Origin of the sequence: Candidatus Pantoea multigeneris, assembly GCF_011752615.1 — a bacterium.
Lineage (GTDB): Bacteria > Pseudomonadota > Gammaproteobacteria > Enterobacterales > Enterobacteriaceae > Pantoea > Pantoea multigeneris.
The window spans coordinates 297,751-318,787 of record NZ_VWXF01000004.1; the positions used below are offsets into that span (position 1 = coordinate 297,751).

The 21,037-nt window shown below is 51.2% G+C and carries 24 protein-coding genes; 6 read left to right on the plus strand and 18 right to left on the minus strand.

The genetic code is table 11. The features are described from left to right. Nucleotides 1-85: 85 nt before the first annotated feature. The 4 genes from F3J40_RS12185 to F3J40_RS12200 are packed head-to-tail and all read right to left on the minus strand — an operon-like array spanning nt 86 to nt 3,348. Nucleotides 86-1,309 carry a DUF3500 domain-containing protein gene (locus tag F3J40_RS12185; protein WP_167014955.1) on the minus strand — a complete coding sequence of 408 codons (1,224 nt, stop codon included), beginning with the start codon at nt 1,307-1,309 and terminating at the stop codon, nt 86-88. Then, nucleotides 1,306-2,172, minus strand: coding sequence for a fumarylacetoacetate hydrolase family protein (locus F3J40_RS12190; protein WP_167014957.1), 867 nt, complete (start codon nt 2,170-2,172; stop codon nt 1,306-1,308). The genes F3J40_RS12185 and F3J40_RS12190 overlap by 4 nt, the downstream gene beginning before the upstream one ends. Further along, nucleotides 2,169-2,558, minus strand: a complete 390-nt coding sequence (locus tag F3J40_RS12195; protein ID WP_167014960.1) for a nuclear transport factor 2 family protein — start codon at nt 2,556-2,558, stop codon at nt 2,169-2,171. The genes F3J40_RS12190 and F3J40_RS12195 overlap by 4 nt, the downstream gene beginning before the upstream one ends. A 7-nt stretch (nt 2,559-2,565) precedes the next feature. Then, complete coding sequence (locus F3J40_RS12200; RefSeq protein ID WP_167014962.1) at nt 2,566-3,348, minus strand: SDR family oxidoreductase; 783 nt, start codon at nt 3,346-3,348, stop codon at nt 2,566-2,568. A 404-nt stretch (nt 3,349-3,752) separates the two neighbouring features. Here F3J40_RS12200 and F3J40_RS12205 point away from each other — a divergent pair, with 404 nt between their 5' ends. Next, entirely contained in the window at nt 3,753-4,475 is a 723-nt protein-coding gene (locus F3J40_RS12205) for a response regulator transcription factor (RefSeq protein ID WP_167014964.1), read from the plus strand. Then, nucleotides 4,472-5,803, plus strand: coding sequence for a HAMP domain-containing sensor histidine kinase (locus F3J40_RS12210; RefSeq protein WP_240155436.1), 1,332 nt, complete (start codon nt 4,472-4,474; stop codon nt 5,801-5,803). Before F3J40_RS12205 ends, F3J40_RS12210 begins: the two co-directional genes overlap by 4 nt. Here the strand turns inward: F3J40_RS12210 and F3J40_RS12215 are convergent. Both F3J40_RS12215 and F3J40_RS12220 read right to left on the minus strand, forming a co-directional pair. After that, entirely contained in the window at nt 5,791-7,695 is a 1,905-nt protein-coding gene (locus F3J40_RS12215; RefSeq protein WP_240155437.1) for a TonB-dependent receptor domain-containing protein, read from the minus strand. The two genes, F3J40_RS12210 and F3J40_RS12215, sit on opposite strands and share 13 nt — an antisense overlap. Before the next feature lie 215 nt (nt 7,696-7,910). Then, a complete protein-coding gene (locus tag F3J40_RS12220; RefSeq protein WP_240155438.1) occupies nt 7,911-9,200 on the minus strand; it encodes an esterase in 1,290 nt (429 codons plus the stop codon). Nucleotides 9,201-9,716: 516 nt separating this feature from the next. On the opposite strand from F3J40_RS12220, the gene F3J40_RS12225 reads away from it, so the two are divergent. Beyond that, nucleotides 9,717-10,772 carry an Ldh family oxidoreductase gene (locus tag F3J40_RS12225; RefSeq protein ID WP_167014968.1) on the plus strand — a complete coding sequence of 352 codons (1,056 nt, stop codon included), beginning with the start codon at nt 9,717-9,719 and terminating at the stop codon, nt 10,770-10,772. A gap of 111 nt (nt 10,773-10,883) precedes the next feature. Here F3J40_RS12225 and F3J40_RS12230 read toward each other — a convergent pair whose 3' ends face one another. Both F3J40_RS12230 and F3J40_RS12235 read right to left on the minus strand, forming a co-directional pair. Next, on the minus strand, nt 10,884-11,786 hold the full coding sequence (locus F3J40_RS12230; protein WP_167014970.1) for a LysR family transcriptional regulator: 903 nt from the start codon (nt 11,784-11,786) through the stop codon (nt 10,884-10,886). A 94-nt stretch (nt 11,787-11,880) separates the two neighbouring features. Beyond that, nucleotides 11,881-12,288, minus strand: a complete 408-nt coding sequence (locus F3J40_RS12235; RefSeq protein ID WP_167014972.1) for a GFA family protein — start codon at nt 12,286-12,288, stop codon at nt 11,881-11,883. Nucleotides 12,289-12,465: 177 nt separating this feature from the next. On the opposite strand from F3J40_RS12235, the gene F3J40_RS12240 reads away from it, so the two are divergent. From F3J40_RS12240 to F3J40_RS12250, 3 genes are all read left to right on the plus strand, one after another. Beyond that, entirely contained in the window at nt 12,466-12,810 is a 345-nt protein-coding gene (locus tag F3J40_RS12240) for a gamma-glutamylcyclotransferase family protein (RefSeq protein WP_167014974.1), read from the plus strand. Beyond that, nucleotides 12,797-13,213, plus strand: coding sequence for a GNAT family N-acetyltransferase (locus tag F3J40_RS12245; RefSeq protein WP_167014976.1), 417 nt, complete (start codon nt 12,797-12,799; stop codon nt 13,211-13,213). Before F3J40_RS12240 ends, F3J40_RS12245 begins: the two co-directional genes overlap by 14 nt. A gap of 316 nt (nt 13,214-13,529) precedes the next feature. Further along, the gene (locus F3J40_RS12250; protein WP_167014978.1) at nt 13,530-13,835 is read left to right on the plus strand and encodes a YdgH/BhsA/McbA family protein; all 306 of its coding nucleotides are present in this window, start codon (nt 13,530-13,532) and stop codon (nt 13,833-13,835) included. Between the two features lie 71 nt (nt 13,836-13,906). Here the strand turns inward: F3J40_RS12250 and F3J40_RS12255 are convergent, their stop codons facing one another. The 10 genes from F3J40_RS12255 to F3J40_RS12300 form a co-directional block, all read right to left on the minus strand. After that, entirely contained in the window at nt 13,907-14,215 is a 309-nt protein-coding gene (locus F3J40_RS12255) for a YebG family protein (protein WP_167014980.1), read from the minus strand. A 97-nt stretch (nt 14,216-14,312) separates the two neighbouring features. After that, the gene (locus F3J40_RS12260) at nt 14,313-15,107 is read right to left on the minus strand and encodes an SIR2 family protein (RefSeq protein WP_017346725.1); all 795 of its coding nucleotides are present in this window, start codon (nt 15,105-15,107) and stop codon (nt 14,313-14,315) included. Further along, nucleotides 15,104-15,664 carry a non-canonical purine NTP pyrophosphatase gene (locus F3J40_RS12265; RefSeq protein ID WP_017346724.1) on the minus strand — a complete coding sequence of 187 codons (561 nt, stop codon included), beginning with the start codon at nt 15,662-15,664 and terminating at the stop codon, nt 15,104-15,106. The genes F3J40_RS12260 and F3J40_RS12265 overlap by 4 nt, the downstream gene beginning before the upstream one ends. Before the next feature lie 192 nt (nt 15,665-15,856). Beyond that, the gene (locus tag F3J40_RS12270) at nt 15,857-16,087 is read right to left on the minus strand and encodes a hypothetical protein (protein ID WP_167014982.1); all 231 of its coding nucleotides are present in this window, start codon (nt 16,085-16,087) and stop codon (nt 15,857-15,859) included. 277 nt (nt 16,088-16,364) lie between these two features. Then, on the minus strand, nt 16,365-16,832 hold the full coding sequence (locus F3J40_RS12275) for a hypothetical protein (RefSeq protein WP_167014984.1): 468 nt from the start codon (nt 16,830-16,832) through the stop codon (nt 16,365-16,367). Between the two features lie 4 nt (nt 16,833-16,836). Continuing rightward, entirely contained in the window at nt 16,837-17,583 is a 747-nt protein-coding gene (locus tag F3J40_RS12280; protein ID WP_167014985.1) for a DUF4056 domain-containing protein, read from the minus strand. 255 nt (nt 17,584-17,838) lie between these two features. Beyond that, a complete protein-coding gene (locus F3J40_RS12285; RefSeq protein WP_167014987.1) occupies nt 17,839-18,642 on the minus strand; it encodes an amino acid ABC transporter ATP-binding protein in 804 nt (267 codons plus the stop codon). Continuing rightward, on the minus strand, nt 18,626-19,552 hold the full coding sequence (locus F3J40_RS12290; protein ID WP_167014989.1) for an amino acid ABC transporter permease: 927 nt from the start codon (nt 19,550-19,552) through the stop codon (nt 18,626-18,628). The genes F3J40_RS12285 and F3J40_RS12290 overlap by 17 nt, the downstream gene beginning before the upstream one ends. Beyond that, entirely contained in the window at nt 19,530-20,078 is a 549-nt protein-coding gene (locus tag F3J40_RS12295) for a GNAT family N-acetyltransferase (protein ID WP_167014991.1), read from the minus strand. Before F3J40_RS12295 ends, F3J40_RS12290 begins: the two co-directional genes overlap by 23 nt. A 10-nt stretch (nt 20,079-20,088) precedes the next feature. After that, on the minus strand, nt 20,089-21,024 hold the full coding sequence (locus tag F3J40_RS12300; protein ID WP_167014993.1) for an ABC transporter substrate-binding protein: 936 nt from the start codon (nt 21,022-21,024) through the stop codon (nt 20,089-20,091). Between the last annotated feature and the right edge of the window lie 13 nt (nt 21,025-21,037).

Genomic DNA, 21,037 nt, shown 5'->3' on the forward strand with positions numbered 1-21,037 from the left:
CTGCCGAATCGTTGCCGATACGGTCAGACTGCGCGATGGGTTACCCGGGCAATACGACGACACCCGGTACGACGAAAGGACGTAACTACGGTGTTAACTGCTTTAGCAACGCCTTGCCATAGTCGTTGCCGTTGGGAAGACGCGTGATGGTGTGAATATGGAAACGCTCAGGATGCTGATTCGTCAGCCACATACCGCTGTGATGATCGAACTCCAGTAACACCACAGGGCTTTGGATACGGAAATAAAACACATCTTCATCGTCAGAGCCGCCGATCCAGCTCCACCAGGTTTGATCAAGATGACGCTCAATTAATGCAAGACGCGCCGCACGAGGCCCATCCGGCAGAAACTCAAGGAAAATCGCAATCAACGTCATCAGTGCTCGTTGCTGGGTTGCACTAAACTCTGCTGCGCAGATCCCCTCTAGCGGAATCACTCTGTTATCCTGAAATGCCCCCGCCAGATGGCGCTGATCGGCGAAGTTAAAGCGTTCAGGCGGCATCTGGGGATCCTCCATGTCGTGAAAGATCGTTGCCGTTTCCTGTTGTGATGGACGCAGGGATTGCATCAACGCCAAACCCGCCTGCTCTTCGGCGGTGAACAGCGTGCAGTCGTTGGCGTTGCCACGTGCAATCACGTTCGGCTCAACTCCCATAAACGTCGGGGCGATCACTAACTGCCGACCGACAATCAGGCAGCAAAACGCCACATGGTGACCATAGATACTCCATCCCCAGGGCCTGGTCATGGATGGCTCACCAAACAGCAGAAAATGAAAACTCCAGCGGTTCATGATGTGCGTGATGTCATACAGCTCACCAAGGAAATGGTTTGCATCCATTAGCTGTTGTACTTTCTGCGCACCACGCTCGCTGGTACAGCTACGCAGTAGCGCTAAAAATGCCGACTGACTCCCTGCTGAACTCTGCTCCAACCGCAGGCCCAGTTCATTAAAGGGAATTTCCGGGTTGTACCAGGCGCGCCAGGCAGAGGAGTCCAACGGATAACGGATTTTCTCTTGCTGGGCTTCGGTTAAACCTGAAACCAGCTGCTGTGCCGCCGCTACTGCCTGTTCGACCTCAAACCCCTCATCGTCCAGGGGATAGAGATAGGGAATCACTTCGCCGTTGCTGGTGATACCGGTGAAGGTTTCTTCCAGCATGCGTTGCCACTGCGCCTTGAGGTTTTGTGCTTTATCGGTTGCCAGCATATGGGCAGCATAATCAGCCAGCGTGTTATTGCGCGCCAGTTGCAGGCGCGGATTGTCCTGCGGCAGCAGAAACTGTTGGAATGATGGCGTTGTCATAGCGTTGCCTCACGCGGTGTTTCCGCCACCACCCGGTTCTCGATAAACCCGAGTTTTTCAATTTCCAGTCGCATAACGTCACCGGGTTGCAGGAAACGTCCTGTTGGCGCACCAATGCCAGAGGGCGTGCCCGTGGCAAGAATATCCCCTGGCTCCAGCGTCATCACCGTTGAGAGGTATTCAATTTGCGCGTAGATGTCATAGATCATGTCGCCCGTCAGCGAGTGCTGCCGTAACTCTTTATTGATGTAGAGTTTCATTTCCAACTGCAACGGGTCGTCAATTTCATCCGCTGTGGTGATCCACGGACCAATAGGGCCATGGGTATCAAACGACTTACCCAGGGTAAATGTGGGTGACTTATGCAGCCAGTCACGCGCCGAGACATCATTAACAATCAAATAGCCCGCGATAACAGCAGCCGCCTCACTGGCTTTAACATGACGACAGCGTTTACCTATCACCACTCCCAGTTCAATTTCGTAATCCATTTTCTCGCTGACATCCGGTTTTACCACTGGTGCATAGGGGCCATGAATGCAGGAGACTTGTTTGTTAAACCACAGCTGGCTCTCCGGAATCGGGATCCCGGCGAGCCTGGCTTCATCAGCATGCTTGCGGTAATTCATGCCAATCGCGAGAAACTTTTGCGGGTCGTGTAGCGGGGCTTCTAACTCAACCTCATTCAGGTGGAAGCAGGGCTGACTGGCTGCAACAATCACACCGCTGAGCCGGGGAAGATCCGCCAGCAATTGCCGCATAGACTCCCCTACGCCGGGAATGGTTGAGAGATCGACCACCTGCTCATTGATAACCTTACCTATCCGCGTGCGGCCATCCTGCGTAAAGCGAACCAGTTTCATGACGTTGTCCTTTGTTCAATGGGGGTGAGTTGGGATAACAGCAGGCGCCAGCCGTTGGCGGTGCGTCGCCAGACCAACGTGGAGAAACCGACCCGTTGCGCAGTCTCTCCGCTTTCCAACAGTCGTACGACATTGCAGGTTTTGCCGGTGAGTAGCGCGGTGTCGCCGCTGAGCTGGATCTGCGGTGTCGGTCGGGTAATCGCGACAAATCCCCCCATCCGCTCAATATGCCGGAGAAACTGCGCCTTGTTGTGCACCATGCCGGTGCTATGGATATGGATCAGTGCTTCGTCCAGCAGCCCGGCCAGCAGGGGTATATCTGCCGTAATTAATGCCTGCTGGCGCTGCTGCTCAAGGCTGAGCAGGATTTCATCTTCACGCATCATCCGCTCCTTACAGCAGCCCGTGGCTGGAACCACCATCCAGTTGCAGGTTTTGCCCGGAGATAAACCCCGCCTGCCCGCTACACAAGAAAGCGCAGGCAGCGGCAAACTCCTCCGGCGTGCCGTAGCGCCGTGCAGCAATGGTCTGCACGTTACGTTGTCGCGCTTGCTCACGACTCAGCCCCTCTTTAGCCATGAGGCGCTGCAACATAAACTCCTGACGCGGCGTGTCTATGCGCTCCGGTAGCAGGTTATTGATCGTGACGTTATCTTTTGCCACATCGGTACTGATTGCCTTACAGATGGCAGTGAGTGCCGTGCGGGCAGAGGTTGACAGCCCCATCATGTAGTGCGGGGATTTAACCATGGCGGAGGTGATATTCACGATGCGACCAAAGGATCGTGCCTGCATGCCGGGCAGCCAGGCACGAATCAGCCCAACGGCAGGGAGAAAATTCGCGTCCATCGCCTGGCGGAGCGCAGCTTCGTCCCAGTCCACCAGCGCACCCGGCTGAGGACCCGCGTTATTGGTGACCAAAATGTCGATTTCAGGCAGTTCCGCCACGATGCGTTGCCGCTGCACATCGCTGGTTAAATCCGCCGCAATAGAACCAACCTGCACAGCAGGAAATTGCTGCTGCAGTTGGGTAACAACATCGTGCAATTTAGCGGCATCCCGTCCGTTAAGGGTGATGTTCACACCTTCTGCTGCCAGCGCCGCTGCACATGCCAGCCCTAGCCCCTGTGATGACGCGCAAATAAAGGCGCGTTTGCCTTGAATCCCCAAATCCATAATCGCTCCTGCCGAATAGCAACGGCGTAAGAAATCGCAAGTCTGGCGGCAACGGCAGCACACGGGCTGACGACAACATGTCGCAATGCAAAACTAGATATATCTGTTATTACGATATGTCTGAATATTGCCCGGTGTGCACAATTAAAACTCAGAAGCCGATCACGGATCGCAGATCGTGGTTTCAGGCAGGGATCGTATGAAATGACCTGAAGGTATCAGCGTCAGCACGCGCGGAATGGCCGTTTTTTCCATTATCAGATTCAATCCCGCGAATGATTCATCGTTGATCAACACGGATTTTTTACAAAATCCGATCGGAAAATCCTTTTTTGCAAACGCCTCTCATTATCAATAACTGATACAATCGGCAAAGCTTACCTCTTGATTTACCTGGCTTACCCATGAATGACGCAACGCTACTGTTGGTGGAAGACGATCCTGATATCAGCACCCCAATGGCAAACTACTTGATGAACAACGGCTATCGTGTCGTTGTCTGCGAATCCGCCGAATCCGCACAACAGTGGCTGAAAAGTCATAAGGCTGACCTGATTCTGCTGGATATCATGCTGCCGGGAGAGAGTGGCCTGGATTTTTGTCGTCGTTTGCGTGGAGGTTACTGCCCACCGATTATTATGGTGACCGCCCTTGACGATCCGATTGATAACGTTGTCGGACTGGAGTTGGGTGCTGATGACTATGTCGCTAAGCCTTTTGATCTCAGCGTGTTGCTGGCACGTATTCGGGCCGTATTACGTCGTGTGAACGGAGCAGAGCAAGCAGCAGTGAAAACAGGCGGCGAGCACGTTATCCATTTTGCTAACTGCACGTTTTATCCGCTGCGCCGTTATCTACACGGCCCAACAGGCATACGTAAATCATTAACTGCAGGGGAAACGGATCTGCTGCTGGTGCTCTGTCAAAACGGGAAAAAAGTGCTGTCGCGTGAAGATCTTATCGATTTGATGCGGGGTGAAAATGGCAGCGCCGCTTCTATGCGTTCAGTGGACCTGTTAATTAGCCGATTGCGGCGCAAGCTGGTGTTTGACGATATGAAAGAGGAGTTGATCCAGACTTTCCGCAACAACGGTTATCTCTTCAGGCCGGAAGTCAGAGGGCTATGATGCGCCGCTTTTTCTCTACCATGCTCGGTCAGATTCTGCTCATTATTGGCTGTTCTACCCTCATTACCTTCACCGCACTGAGCACGCTGTTGTTTATTCCGAAAGGCCCACCAGGCCCGCCGTGGCCCTGGCAGCCCACCTACCGTATTGCCAGCCTGGTAAAAATCCTCAATCACACCCCTGAAGCCTATCGTCCAGCCATTCTGGCTGCGGCACAGAGTGATGCCGGGTTGCATTACGCACTGGCAACCCAGCCGCCCATCTGCACCAGCGAAACCTTTAATACCTGGGATTTAGCCAAGACGCTGCGCTGGGAACTGGGTGGCAAGCAGCAGGTCAGCGTAGCGTCCTGTAATGCGCAGAATCCGCGTAAGGACATTCAGGTACGGGTTTCTCTTGGTGATAGCGAATTGATCGCGATGATAGACAACATGGGCCGGGAACCGACGCGTTTAACCTTTCCTACACTATGCGCGATGGTGTTCTTGTTCACCGGGATTGTGGTGATGTCAGTCTGGGCGATTGCGCGCGTCATCAGCCCGCTACGAGAAATCTCGCGCCATGCTGATGCCTTTGGACGTGAACTGACATTAATGCCAGTGAAAGAAGAAGGCCCGACAGAGATCCGTAAAGTTGCCCATACGCTGAATCTGATGCAAGAACGCATCGCCGAACAGATGCAGAGCCGGAGTCGTATGCTGGCCGCGATCAGCCACGACTTGCGTACCCCGCTCACTCGGATGCGCTTATGTCTTGAGGATACGGAGCCCACTCGCGTACGAGAGAAATTAGTCCGCGATATCGACCTGATGAATAAGCTGATTGGCAGTGCGCTGTCGTTTATTAAAACCGGCTCCGATGGCGAATCGGCCGAATGGTGCGATCTGGATTCAATGATTACCACCCTCTGCGATGATTATGAAGATGCGGGCATTCAGGTGAGTTATCAATCTGCGGAACCCCTTACTCTGTGGTGTAAACCCGATGCCGTACAGCGCGCATTGACCAATTTGATCGATAACGCTGCCGTAGTCGCCACCAGAATTACTGTAGAGAGCTGGCAGACTGAACAACTGACGTTGATTGAGGTTAGTGATAATGGTCCAGGCATTCCTGCAGGCTTGCTGAAAAAAGTGACAGAACCGTTTTATCGCATCGATGCCGCCCGGCAACAAAACCGGGGCGGCGCAGGTTTAGGATTATCGATTGTCAGTGATATCGCCCGTTTGCACGGCGGAACACTTGAGCTGTTCAATCGCTTTCCGCAGGGGTTGACTGCACGAATCACCCTGGCACGCCAGGGCGAAACAAGTCCTCAGAAATTATAAGTCAGGCTGACATTGTAGCGGCGGCCATCGACGTTACCGCCATAGGTGTCACTGTCAATATACTTGTCGAACAGGTTGGAGACGCTGGTATTGAGGTTTACTTTCGGCGTCAGCTTAACGTTAACCCCTAAATCGACCAGCGTGTAAGCCGGATATCCTTCGGTCATCATTGAACGCGAGTTACCGGCATAGTGCTCAGACGTTTTGCCACGATAGTAAACGCGCATCCACGGGCTAATATCCTGCGAGAAATCATAATCCAGTCGCGCGCTAATCAAATGCTTCGGTTGCTGGTTCAGGGGTTGCCCGGCATATTCGCCTGACTGCTGTTTGGTTTCGGTATAGGTGTAAGACGTATTCAGGTGCAGGTTACTCAGAATGTCCCATGCAAAGGTGCTTTCAATACCACGCATCATCGCCTTGCTGACGTTATAGTACGAGGAGACAAAATCATATTTTTCGCCGTTATAGTCGCAGGCATAAGATCCGGCATCGCCGGTACACAAGGTCTCTAACTCGATTTTATTCCTGAATTTGCTGTAGAACCCGGTCACACCTGCTTTGATATCACCCGCATCCCAGTTGAGTGACAGCTCATAGTTGGTGCTGGTTTCCGGTTTAAGATCGGGATTACCAATACTCACACCATCACGATGACCGGACCCGGCAGAGTCAGCCCAGTTGGAGGCCGACTGGCGGAGCGTTGGGTTTTTATAGCCGCCCGAAATCCCTCCTTTGGCTGTCCATTGCGGATTAATGGTCCAGACGCCATACAGCTTCGGCGTGACGTGCGAGCCAAACTTTTCATTTTCATCCAGGCGAATCGCTGGGACTAAATCAAACGGCTCAATAATGTTCCAGCGGTCCTCAGCCGTTAACGCCCAGCTATTACGATCCAGCTTTGACGCCGGATCGCCACTGTCCACCTTAATCACATTGTTGGCGTCTTTAATGGTCTCATTCAGGAACATGGCCCCCACAGAAAGGGTGTGGCTGTCGCCCAGGTAGAGTTTATCAATGGTATTAAGCGTGGTATTGCGCCCGGTAATGTTGCTGCTGGAGTTAGTTGAATCTTCGATCTGTGCGTAAGAGCTGGTTTCCAGAATGCCGTAATACCCTTTGTGGCTCAGCGTGTAGTTGGTTCGCGTATAGGTATGATTAGTAATACCACCTGAAGTTTTAGTGGTTGCGAGCTGCTCCTGCAACGCGCGGGTCACATCAAAGTCGATGATATTATCGACGTCCGGTGTCCAGGTAAAACCGATCCCACCGTTGAGTAATTTTCGCTTTGCTGCTCCCCCGTCATAGTTATCTTCATTTCTTTGCTGGAAAGTCCCATCCAGTTTCATACTGAGCTGATCTTTAATTAAGGGGCCGTCAAGATGCATACTGGTTTGATTAACATCGCCAGAACGACTGTGCTCCTGAATCATTGACCCCGCAGTCACCGAGCCATGCCACGTTTGGCGATTCGATTTTTTAGTGATGATATTGATCACCCCGCCAATCGCATCAGAACCATATAGCGATGACGCAGGGCCGCGAATCACTTCAATATGATCAATGGCTTCAATACCCGGCAAAAACTGATATCCCGTGGTGGTGGTTTCAGATTCACTCTCACGCATATCCACCTTCTTTCCATCGACTAACAGCAGCGTGTAGTCACTTGCCATGCCGCGCATGGTAATCTCTTCAGACCCCACGCCGCCCGTCACATAGACGCCAGGCACATCGCGTAATACATCCAGCACCGTGTAGTAAGCGCGTGAATGCAGGGTTTTATTGCTGATCACCGTGACCGAAGCCGCCGCTTTGGTGACATCCTCATGGAAACCTGACGCCGTCACCGTCATGGTATCCTGATCTTTATCGTTACTAAGGTCTGTCATCTGGTCATCGGCGTGGGCAGGAAGCGCGGTTAATCCCATGATAATAGCGAAAGACAGAGGTGAAAGACGCGGGGATCCCTGTGCAGATTTTCTCAACATATATATTCTCGAGGTGTAATTAAATTTTAGGTTACGGGTGCACCACCCAATAACGCAGTTGATTGCGAGTGGGTAATAAAGTTTAAGCCTGCTCAGGCAGGCTTAATTATTTTTATTTATTTAAACAGCAGCGGCAGGAAGTTACGCAGCGAGATACGGATATTGCTGGCATCATGAATTTCACCGGGTTCAACTATCGCGTGATATTTCACACCACGCTTATCCAGGAAGGTTTTCATGAGATCAAAGGTTTGAATTAATGGCTCATCGCTACCCACGCTCATAAATACCAGCTTCATTTTTGCATCGGCATTCAGCTGCGGGATATACGCGCCAAGCTTTTCCATATCGGGTACGCGATTCAGATCGGGACCGGTGTAGTGGCTGTAGTGCAATTTGCTTTCAATCTGTTTGCCCACGCCAGGCCAGGTTGGGAAACCGCCGCTGAAGGTGCCAATGGTGGCAAATGTTTGTGGATTACGTGCGCCAGCCAGGAAGCCTTGCGCACCCGGCGAAGAAAAACCGCCAATGGCGCGATGTTCGCGATCGGCCTCGGTCCGGAAGGATTTATCGATGAACGGCACGATATTATCAACAATGGTTTGTGCTGCTGTAACGTAACTCGGGTCGGTTTCATTGCCACCACCGTGGAACTTCGAGTTACCCAATGAGCTGCCATCTGGCGCATCCGGGTCAAGAATAACCACAATCATCGGCTTGATACGGTGTGACGCAATCATGTTGTCCAACAGAGTAAACACAAAGCTGTCTTCATTATCGCGTGACCCATCATGCGCCCCCCCCATCGTCAAATACAGCACCGGATAGCGTTCATCACTGCTGTAATAACCTGGTGGGGTATACACCGTAAAGCGTTTCTGGCTATCCATAAATGGAACCGAGGTGTAAGTAATACTCCCCCGCGCCGCGCCGTGTGGGATGAAGTCATCAGCTTTATCACCAGGTATCGCGAATTCATCTTTTGGCAGACCCGTAGCCGGGGATTTACGGCCAAACTCTGCCTGCGCTTTCACGCCATCCACGATGAACTGATAGTTCCAGATGTTTGATGCCAGCGGCCCCACGGTGACGCTCCAAAGCCCTTGCTTATCTTTATTCAGCGCTACGTGGCTATCGCCCTGCGTTCCGCCCGGCCAGCCACCTTGTACTTCAACCTGACTGGCCTGCGGTGCGCGCAAAGTAAACACCACGCGATTATCCGGCAATACTTTTACCGGCTGCGGTGGCGGTGCCCACTTATGCTGCCCGTCTTTGCCCTGACCTTGCATCTGCGGATGCGGCTGATTAGCGGGCTGAGGCATATCAGCCAGAGCCTGTTGTGCAATCAGAGCGGAAACCATGACGGCCACTGCGCGCAATGCGCTACCACGAACTTTACTGTTCATTTTTTACTTAAGCTCACTTTTACTGTTGTTTTAAATACAGGGATCTCAGAACCTGAGTTGCCAATAAATAGCAACAGGATTCGAGATGTTATTATTAACTGGTGATTAAGGGCCGTAGGTTAGCACAAATATTTTCGCAGGCAATCGATGATGAAAATCATTATCATTTAATATGATTAATTTTAACCATCTGATTTTTAATCGAAAAAAAACAAAACATCACGAGAATAATATACAGGAAGATATAAAATCACCTCCTGATGCAATCTGACATCAATTAGCGCATTCGTGTCAGAAATGACACAAAGCTGACATCACCTATTCAACGCCATTATTTAAATAAAAAATTTATCCAATCTTTCTGGCAGTATTTCCTCACTAAAGGATGGCGGCGAAAACTCATTAAACATTCCTCAAAAGCACGCTTCGCCGCATACTGCGGGTTGTCAGAAACACCTTCTGCCGACGTCATCATCTACAACCGGTTAACTAACCAGACACAGCAAGGAGCGTTACATGTCCCAACCGAGTCCCGCCCGTTATTCCGCGGAGGAATTACAGCACTGGATTAGCCAGCTCTATCAGGCCGCAGGTGCCAGAGAGTGTGATGCACTAAACACCGCACGAGTACTGGTACGCACCAGCCTGCGCGGTATTGATACCCACGGCGTGACCCGTGTGCTGATCTATCTGGAGAAAATGCAGCAGGGGGAAGTCAATCCCCAACCTGATTTCCAATGCGAAGTGCGCGACAACGTGATTTGGTTCGATGGTGATGGCGGTCTTGGTCAGTCTGTTGCGACGGAGGCCTTTACGGCGGCCGTAGAACTGGCGCAGAGCCGACCTGTGGTGACCCTGTTACTGCGTAAAAGTGGCCACCTCGCCGCCCTCGGGCAGTTTGCCCTTGAAGCCGCCGAACAAGGCATGATCGCGGTAATTTGTCAGGAAACGCCGCCGCTGATGGCGCTGGAAGGCAGTAAAAAACCGGCGATTGGCAATAACCCGGTGGCCTTTGCCGCCCCGGTTGCCGGCCAGGCACCGCTGGTGTTCGATATGGCGACGAGCGTTGTCGCGCGGGGCAACGTGTTGCAGGCGATCAAAGAGGGCCGCGAATCGATCCCCGATGACTGGGCGATTGGCCCGGATGGTAAAAAGACCCAGAACCCGCAGGAGGCATTCAACGGCGCCATGCTACCTATTGCCGGACATAAAGGGATTGGGCTGGCCATGCTGGTGCAGGTACTGGCGGGCAGCCTGACAGGATCGGCCACGGCAGCAAGCGCCGCTCAGCACTCTTCTACCAGCAGTGCGGGCAATGTCAGCGCATTTGTGCTGGTGATTAATCCGGCGTTATTGCTCGGCCGTGAAGCTTTTGACCAACATATGTTGAGCTGGCTGGAAACCTACCTGACAGCGTCAGGGGACAATGCGCGCTATCCGGGGCAACGTGCTGCGCAGTGCGAAGCCGAGCGCAAAGCGAACGGAATTCCCGTTTCTGCAAGCGTGCTGGGTGAATTAAAAAAAGCGGGAGACCTGGTGGGCTTACCGTTCGATCTACAGCCGTTAAGCTGACGGTTAGGCGCATCCAGATCGGGATGCGCCTAACCAGATATCCCCATTGGCCAGCCCGCGAGTTTATCCGCTATGCAATTAAGGAGTTGCTACAGCGGGACAATAGGCGGATTAGAGATCGAGGGCGTGGAGAAAGTGTTCGAGGATCGCATTAGGACGACGCCCCTTGCGGGTGACAATGGCAATTTTGCTGCTGAAATGCATACGCTCGGGAGCAATGGCGCGCATTAGCTTTTTCTCAACCCACTGTGCGGCGTAGTGATCGGGCAGGAAGCCAATAAAGCGCCCGGTCAGAATCAGAAAAGCGATGCCTTCACGGTCAGTGGCGGTGGCGGTGCAGTTCAACATCTGATGCATGCCAATGGTTTCCGCTGTCATGCGGAAGCTTGGAACAATGGCGTCATACTGAATTAATGCCTCATCATCAGGTTCAACGTCCATATTGAAAAGCGGATGCGTATTGCTGCAATAAAGCATCGATTTTTCATCATAGAGCTGCGAATAGTTTAATCCGGACATCGGCGAGGTCAGCGGGAGCGCACCCACATGCAGACGCCCATCCATCAACCCCCTTTCGATATCTGCGGCGGTGCTCATGCTCAGATTGAGACGAATTTCCGGCCCGTTTTTGCGCAGCGAATCCAGTGCACCTGTGATGCGCATCCGGGGCTGTGTCACCAGATTATTGATGATGCCAATATTAAATTCACCGCGCATATGCTTATGCATCTGATTGACTTGCTGGCGGAAATTTTCAATCGCCGCCATCATACTATCGCTGTGATGCAGAATATCGCGTCCTTCATCGGTTAAGGCAAATCCCGCCCGCCCACGTTGACAGAGCCGCATACCCAACCGCTTTTCCAGATCGCTCATGTGTAAGCTAATCGCAGAACGTGTGATCCCAAGCAGGCTCTCAGCGGCGGAAAAACTGCCACATTCGCTAACCGTCTTGAAAATCCGCAATAGCTTCAGGTCAAAATCCGTAACCTGCGCCAGTGATTTGCTTTTCATTCAGATGAATATTCCAGTAACTAAAGGCGAATTAATAATGATTTAACTCAACCAAAAGGGGAATGCAAACGCTTCTGTCGCACGGGTCGTTCTCTTACTGGGGGAAAAACTTCATTCTTCCGGCTAACCCGCCGCCGCCCTCACTGACGTGCTTCGCGCCTTCAACCACCTCCACATCGTGGAAATCAAACGGAGAGATACCCACCAGGCAAGCCACGTTAACCGCATACTGGCTGGGATCGGAACGTCGCTGATGGAAGGTGTAAATGCCGCACACCGAGCAAAAGAAATGTGCTGCCTGGCGCGTATTGAAACGATATTCACTGAGCTTATCCTTTCCACTTAATACCGTTATCCCGGAAAGTGGTGCGAAAGCCATCACCGCGCCGCGCATCCGGCAATAAGAGCAGTTACATCTGCGAAGCCCGTTAAAACCATTGAGCAGTTCAACGCTAAACGTGACTGCGCCACAATGGCACTGTGCCGCTAACTTTTCTGACATGCTTTTTCTCGCCTTGGCCAATCATCGATCAGCTATAACATACAACGTTGATGACCGCTGGATGACAACCTTTTCGACATTGCCTTACAGTTGGATTGACAGGAATTGTAGATTATCGAATGATGCTTTTTCTTTTCGCTGCCAGTCAGCTCCGTGAACACCGAATTAAGGGGTGATATGAAACCGTTATTTGTCTATGGCACGTTATGTCCAGGCCGTTCCAATGCACATATTCTGGAAAATATTGGCGGGCATTTCCTGGCGGGATCAGTGACCGGCAAGCTGTATGACAGCGGCTGGGGTGCAGCCGAAGGTTTTCCGGGCATCGTACTGGCTGAAAATGGCGTACAAGTTCATGGTTCACTGTTTTACTCCGAAAATCTGGAGGCTCACTGGCCGATGCTGGATGAGTTTGAAGATGGCTATGACCGGGTTGAAGCCCAGGTGACCACTGAAGAAGGTCAGGTGACTGCGTGGGTGTATCAGCTTCAGCCTGAAACCATCACTGATGCCTCAGCCTGATCAACCTCAAATCGTCTTACTCTCGGTGGATGAATGCCTTCCCCTGCGTCAGCAGGTGCTGTGGCCCGATCGCGATATCAGTTTTAGCCGGGTTGAGGGGGATGAACAGGCACAGCATTTTGGCATCAGAGAGCGGGAGCAGCTCATTTGCTGCCTGTCGGTTTTCGCCTGTAGTGATAACCGTTTTCAGATCCGCAAGTTCGCTACTGCCATCGGCTATCAGGGACGAGGCTTAGGCACGCATCTGCTCCGGGCCGTGCTCAATACCCTGAAAGATACTCAGGTGGTGTTGGATGCGCGGCTCAGTGCCAGCGCCTTCTATCAGCGATTTGGATTCATCCCGGTCGCTGAAACCTTTTATAAAAGTGATATTGCTTTTATCCGCATGCAACTCACGCCCTAATTAATCGCCAGCATCGTGCTGGCGCTATTTCCCCTTTCCACCAGGTAAGAAATTCGATCTTACACGTATCTAAAACGCGCAAAGTGTAAGCAGTTGAAAATATCCCGCTGAATTCTTAATTAAGTTATGGGACTGATTTCGTGACGTCCGAAATAGCCCTAATAGCTAAATATCACGTGATGAAAAGGTATTTATTGAAGGTGCTGGAGGTCATTATTTGCCGTGCGCAATATGACACTAACAACAAAACAGGTATTACATCGCCACCTTTGCTCTCAGCGCACAGCCTGGGCAGCAGACTTCGAGGAGTCACATCATGAAAGAACTTGTCCATGACATCATGTCTATTTTTTCACCACAGACTATCAACCCAGTGTTAATTCGCGCGGATCTTACTCAGCAGGAAATCGCCTCATTGCAGGCGAGCGGTGTGACCAAAGTGAGTTGGGCAACCTCAATGGAAGAGTTGAATGATGCTTTCGTACAGAAAGCACTGGCCGCAGGGGCGGCGGGTTATCACATCACGGATGTAGAGAAACATAAACCAGGGCACGACGAACAGCATATTATCTCTGGTACTGCATCGCTCTATTTCGTCAGTTTGAAAGAAGCACATGGTTAAGCATTCAAAAATGAAATACCCCCATGCCAGCTGATACAGCCGCGCATGGGGGGAAGCCATTAAGTCGTCAATCAGGCCGCTTTGATATCACGTACCGTTTCATTCTCGTCTTGTTCAGACAGTTCTGCATCCGCTTCTACCGCTTCTGGCAGTTTGCTGGTACGCAGGATATGCTGCACCACCTCTTTCTGCTCCGCCAGTAACAGGCCCAACGTCTCAGCCTGTGATTCTTCCAGTTCTGGTTGCTGCTGCAGGAACCAGTCGGTAAATGCTTCAGCCATATCCAGCATTTTGTCGTAGGCATCCGCCTCTTTCTTACTGGCAAACGTCATTTTCTCTTCACCCTTTCTGACCACAACAAATTTGGTTTCAACAGCCATTTTATCTCTCCATCACTGTGTTTATATACAGTGTACAGCATGTGTTGACACTGTCCAGGAAAAATTGACAGTAATTGTCAGAAATAGCTGATTTCACTCATGAAATCAGTTCAGTGAGGAAATCAGCCAACGCTTTGCGCGGATTGTCCTCTTCCGAAACAATCATTTCAATCCCCCACTGGCCAAGCACTTCTTTAGCGACCGGATTATGCCGGTTAGTAAACAGATAGGAGCGTGGGCGCGCTGTGGCCAGTCCGGTGCGATTCCACATCTTAGTCAGGCGATAAAACAGCAGACGGATATTGAAGTCACTGATGCTGTAGCCCACAAACAGTACCGAACTGCCGATCACATCGTGTGTGAGTTTGATATCCAACGGGGAGTCAAAGTAGAGCCGTTCAAAGTAGCTGCTTTCATCCAGTACAATTGACGTATCGTCATCGAAGTCGCCGTGTAATTTAATGATGTGACGCTTGTCTTCGGTCAGCGCCACCAGGTCTGCGGCATTAGCCACTTTGCTGTAGGGAACCCCATGCGCATCATGGGCCGCTTCCAGCCAGCGGTCATAGTTGGTGGTATAGATGCGGGAGAAATTGGCCTGAGTGATCATGGTATGAATTTCAGAGGTGCGGACATCAATATCGGGTCGATGCCATTCCCGATCCATCCAGCTACGCAACGGGCCTAATGACCCTTTTTTCTGTTTGTAATACTCCGCCAGCGATAAGTGCGTGCCGTAAGTATTGAAGATTTTGGGATCATAGCCCAACTCATTGGCGAGGTGGGCGATCAATTCATGCCACTCTGGCAGGCCGAGATTACGTGAAATCCCTGCCCCGGCAAAAAGAATCAGCTTTCCGGCATCGTAAGCACGTTTAAGTTCGGGTTTCATATCACACCCCGGGTGTTTTTCAGAAAGTGAGCGAAGCGATCCAGTGCTTTACGGCGCATCGAGATCTGGTTTTTACGCTCCCCCATCTCAGCGAACGTTTGCGTTTCCCCTTCAGGAATAAATACGCAGTCCCATTGAAATTCCCGCGATCCCGCAGGTTCCGTGGCGATAGTACCGCGTACCTCACCGGAGAAGAGGTACATTTTTCGTCCGTCGCAGTAACCGATAACTGTTTTCGCCGTAGCCTGTTGGCTATCCAGTCCTTTGACCAGTGCGGCAAAGCGTTCTGGATTCAGTCGGCTCCAGAAGATGCGCGTCAACCCAGCGGGTAGACCGTTCAATCCGTCCAGATAGATACCACTGTGTTCAACAAACACGGGGCGGCCAATAATAGCAAAGGCTTTTGTCAGCTTATCCCGCACCAAATCCAGCTCATTCTCCGTCTGGATCTCTTCGATACGCCGCGCAACCGGCACCACGTCAACCCCCACAGGGCCAAGAATGGTGCGAACTTCATCGAGCTTCTGTTCGTTGGCGGAAAGGAAACGTATTTTCATCTTCATCCTGGAAATGTACGTTATGTTGAGTGAGTCACCCTTACACCCTGGCAGAACTGGCGCGAAAGATACATTTTTTTTGCCAGGGCGTTGGCGTGCGATGAATATGAAGGTTTGGGTGTCTATTCGTTGTGTTCGTTGGCCTGCACCATCGGCCGAATGTATTGAAGATCCGGCTGATGTTCGGAAAAATTACGGACAAGTGGGTGTCTGAAAAATTTTATTCCAGGGACCAAGCTCCATTTGCAGTTCCACTTTTTTTTCCCAGCCAGGTCTAGGTTTAATCACTGACAGCACTTCGCTCATGCCTTCTTTTTTCCAGCAATCGGCTTCAACATCGCAGTACGACTGTAAGCACCATCCCTGACTTGTCAGATAATCTTCAATCGGCTTTGCGTCATCAGTATCGTAGATACCTGACACCCCAAATTAAAACTGCAGGGCCAGAGATATTATTAAAATAAAAATCATACTCTTTTGAGATACGCGGCATGTTTTTATACAGATCAGGCGTCATTATATAATACTCGCGAAAATCGCTTTCTTTATAATATAGACTTCCGTCAAAAGTCACTCTTAGCGTTGGCCATGCAAATGCCAGCCAGATAGAAAAAAGCAAAATAGCAGTGATAAACAATGTATTAATCGTTGTTCGGGCTGGTCTGATTCTCATCATATTTATCACTGCAACATTCTTTTGTCATTTAGGATTTTTTGCGTAATACACATCCAGGTTTGGACTATCTGCAATTTGTACCCGCACATAGTTTTCCCTGGTATTGGTGACTACAGACAAAACCTCTCTATCACCATTCTTCTGCCAGCATTTAGCCTCAAGATGACAGGTTTTTTGTTCTACCCAGCCTCTGGAACGAAGATACTTTTTAATATCACTGGTGACCGTGGTATTTTCAAATGTCACTGTTGAAATAAAAGTCACCTGACCTGACACATTTGCAAAAGCGAAAAAGTAATCATCAGATATGCGTGGCATTTCTTTGAGCAGATCGGGTGTAAGAAGATAGTATTCGCGAAAGTCACTTTGACGATAAACCATACTCCCCTCTAACTCTACCTTCAGCGTCGGCCATACGAAGGCTAGCCAACCTGCGAACATAATAAGTATGCTCAATAGCGCAAAAGTGAATATCTTCTTCGTAAGACGCATTCAATTAACCTTTCTCATTAGTGAGATCCATTTCATCAAGGCTATCTTGATCACTGGATTTTGAAGATGGCTGGAAGCGTTTCAAGTAGTGGCCATCATCTACACTAACAAGCACATTGCCTGATTTGAAATCCCTGTATGGCTGAATTGTTTTCATAAACTCAGGTAATACACCTTTTCGGGGTTGTGCGTTGCGAAATTTTTCTGGATCAGGGAATAGTAACGGCAAAAAGTCTCGGTTCTTAAAAGAACCAATTGGACCATAATAGTCCCATCGCTTCAATGCTTCCTGCTTGCTTACCGGGCGTAGAAACGGAAAAGGGTTTCGAAGTCGCATGACTCTATAAAAGCCCAACAGATCTGAGACTAAATCTTCTCCACTAAATCCGCTGTCAGTAACCATATAGAATGGAAATTGTTGTTGGTAGGCTTCAAAGCGGCGAGCTAGAGTCATCATCATCGCTAAGGCAATACTCTGCCTTTCCTGATAAGTCCGCCCTTTTCTGATACGCCAGGTGATAAATTTACCCGCTTCAAGAGTAATACGTTTACTTGCCATTCCTTGGGAATAGGTAATCTCGTAGTTTGGACCAGCAGCTTCTTCGCCAGCGTTGATTCTCTGCATTAAATGTCGAATATCGTTTCCCCTTGCATGTCCTAAGTCAATCCATCCCAAAACCTCGGTATAAACTAGACCATAATCTGCATTTGCAGCATCAAGCCCATCAATAATGTCATTTCTACTGCTCATCCCTTCTCTCCTTTTCCATTGATCACCCATAGTGATCATCACATATGATAATCACATGGCGCGCATAATGCAGATATCAATGAGAGAATTCAATCATGAGGATTTTTTAACTGACTAAAGTGAGATCAACAGCACATATCCCTGACTTTGTTGCATAAATTTGTATCGCGCACTGAACCCCACACCATCTAACAGGGGAAAAGACGACTAAAGAGGGAGAGAAGTACGGGTGGCAGTGACCACCCGGAGGGAAACTTACAGCACGCGGGCGAGGAAGCGCCGGGTGCGTTCGTGGCGGGGATTACTCAGCACCTGCTGGCTGCTCCCCTGCTCCACAATCTTACCATCGACCATAAATACCACTTTGTCCGCGACTTCACGGGCAAAGCCGATTTCATGTGTCACCACCACCAGCGTGGTGCCCGATCGCGCCAGCTTTTTGATGACGTCCAGCACTTCGCCCACCAGTTCGGGATCGAGGGCAGAGGTGGGTTCATCAAACAGCAGTACGCGCGGTTTTAGCATCAACGCACGGGCGATGGCGATACGCTGCTGCTGGCCGCCGGAGAGATGGCGCGGCCAGGCATCAGCTTTGTGGCGCAGCCCTACCACATCCAGCAATTCCGCCGCACGGGCTATTGCGTCTTGCTTCGACAGCTTGCGATGGGCAATCGGCGCCTCAATCAGGTTTTCCAGCACCGTTAAATGCGGGAACAGATTAAAGTTCTGGAACACATAACCCACGTTGACGCGCTGGCGCAGGATATCTTTCTCTTTCAGCTCGTAGAGCTTATCGCCGCGCTGCTGATAGCCAATGTAGTCACCATCAATCTGAATAAAGCCCTGATCAACACGTTCAAGATGATTCAGGGTACGCAGCAGCGTGGATTTTCCCGAGCCAGACGGGCCAAGGATCACGGTGACAGAACCCGGTTCTAACTCCAGCGAAACATCATCCAGCGCTTTGTGGCGGCCAAAAGATTTGCTGACGTTAGTAATACTGATTGCACCGCGCGCTTCCGCCACGGTTTGCTGGCGATAATCAATGGCCTCGGACATGACCAGTCTCCTCTGAAGTTGCAATCGGGGTCACAGGGCTACGCCATAAGCGCCAGCGTGAAGGGGGCCGTTGGCGATCCACACTGCGAGCCAGTAAACGCTCAACCCGGTATTGCAGAATGGACAGTACCGTGGTGATGATCAGATACCACACCGCCCCCACCATCAGCAGTGGGATCACTTCCTGATTACGGTTGTAGATCATCTGAATGGTGTAAAACAGTTCAGGCATCGCCAGCACGTAAACCATGGCAGTGCCTTTGGCGAGACCAATCACTTCATTAAAAGCCGTCGGGATAATCGCTCGTAACGCCTGCGGCAAAATAATCCGCAACGTACGACGTGAGGCCGAAAGTCCCAGGGCCGCCGCTGCTTCATACTGGCCGTTGTCTACGCCCAGCAGACCGCCACGAATGATTTCGGCACTGTACGCGGCTTGAACCAGCGTCAGACCAATCACCGCCGAAGAGAACTGTCCCAGCACATTAATGGTCTGGAAATTCCCCCAGCTCAACGGGGTAAACGGAATTCCCAGCGACAAGGTGTCATAGAGGTAAGAGAAGTTATACAGAATGATCAGCACCACAATCAGCGGTAGCGACCGGAATAACCAGATATATCCCCAGGCGATACTGCTTAACAGCCAGGAAGAGGAAAGACGCGCCAGTGCCAGCACTCCCCCCAATATCAGGCTAAACACCGTGCCTAGTAGCGTCAGTAACAGCGTTTGGCCGAGACCGTGAATGATCGCCGGATCAAAGAACCAGCGGGCGAAAACCCGCCACTCCCAGCGTGGGTTGAGGGCGACCGACTGGATCACCCCCGCCAGAATAAACAGGGCGACCAGCGCCCCGATAGTGCGTCCCGGGTAGCGCGCCGGGATCACCTTAAGTTGAGGATGTGACTTCATTGTTGCTCCTTATACTGGCCTGTGCGACCGACTCAGCCCCGATCGTTTTTAAAAAACGCAGTCGCCCGTCATGCGGGGGCTGGCCATAACGTTCCATATCCCCTGTGGTATCAAACTGCGGTTGGTAGCCATAACTGATATACAGGCGTACTGCTTCAGGCTGACGAAAACCGGTAGTAAGGAAAATACGCTGATACCCCGCCAGCAATGCCCGCCTCTCCAGCTCATGCAGAATCTGCGCTGCCAGCCCCTGTCGACGCAGGTCACTGCGGGTCCAGATGCGCTTAAGCTCCGCAGTATTTTCATCGTAGGGTTTGTAAGCCCCCATCGCGATAATCTCACCGTCGCGCTCCAGCACAATGAACAGTCCCTGTGGCGGTAAATACCATTCCGTCAGTTCCACCACCTCCGGTTGATTACGGAAAAAATCACCATAACGCGTCGCATATTCACCAAACAGACCGGTCAGAATCGGTTGTAACTCGGCATCTTCGGGAGAAACATCACGGAAAAATTGCTGGCTCATGGCGATATCCTTAGTCACCTAATCCTGGTGGGTTGATTTCTGAACGGTCCAGCGCTTCAACACTTTCCCCCCAGCGATTCAGCACTTTCTTGTAATCGCCGTTTTGAATCACACCGTTTAGTGCGGTCGCCACCGGCTCAACCAGGCCATTGCCTTTCTTCAGGGTGACGGCAATTTGCGCCACCTGAGGCCAGCCACCGTCAATATTCCCCACCAGACGGGTTTGATGGTTCTGCGCGGCACGCCATGCACCCATCACGTTCGGTCCTAACCAGGCATCCGCGCGCCCCGATAGCAGTGACAGGTTCTCGGCTGCACTGTCTTTCAGGTAAACCGGAGTAAAGGGTTTCAGGCCTTTCGCGCGGTTCTCTTTATCCCACGCCAGTAAGACGGCTTCCTGGTTGGTGCCGGAACCCACAATAATGCGCAGTCCGGCAATGTCCGCCGCTTTGTTAATTGACTTAATGCTGCTGCCATCTTTCACGTAGAAGCCCAGCAGGTCTTTACGGTAGGTTGCGAAGTCGAACTTCTCTTTACGCTCTTTCGTGACGGTCACATTGGTGATCGCCGCATCATACTTGCCAGACGCCACGCCCAGCGGCCAGTCTTCCCAGGAAACCGGGACGATATTCAGCTTCAGGCCAAGGCTGTCCGCAACAAGACGCGCAATATCAACCTCACTGCCCAACAAGGTCTTGTTATCGTCCGCAAACACCGCTAGCGGTGGCGAGTTCTGCGCAGTGATCGCGACGGTGAACTCACCCGGCACAATGAATTTATGTCCGGCAGGGATCTGTGCGATCGCCTGTGGATTTTTGCTGGTATCAATTGGCGTCTTGTTCGCCTCGAGACTGATATCCTTACCGTTAACAGCGACTTCCGTGCCGGCGGCAAAGGCTGTGCTGGTTGTCAGGGCTAACAGCAGAGCAAGCAGGGTTTTTTTCATTTTTTTCGACTCT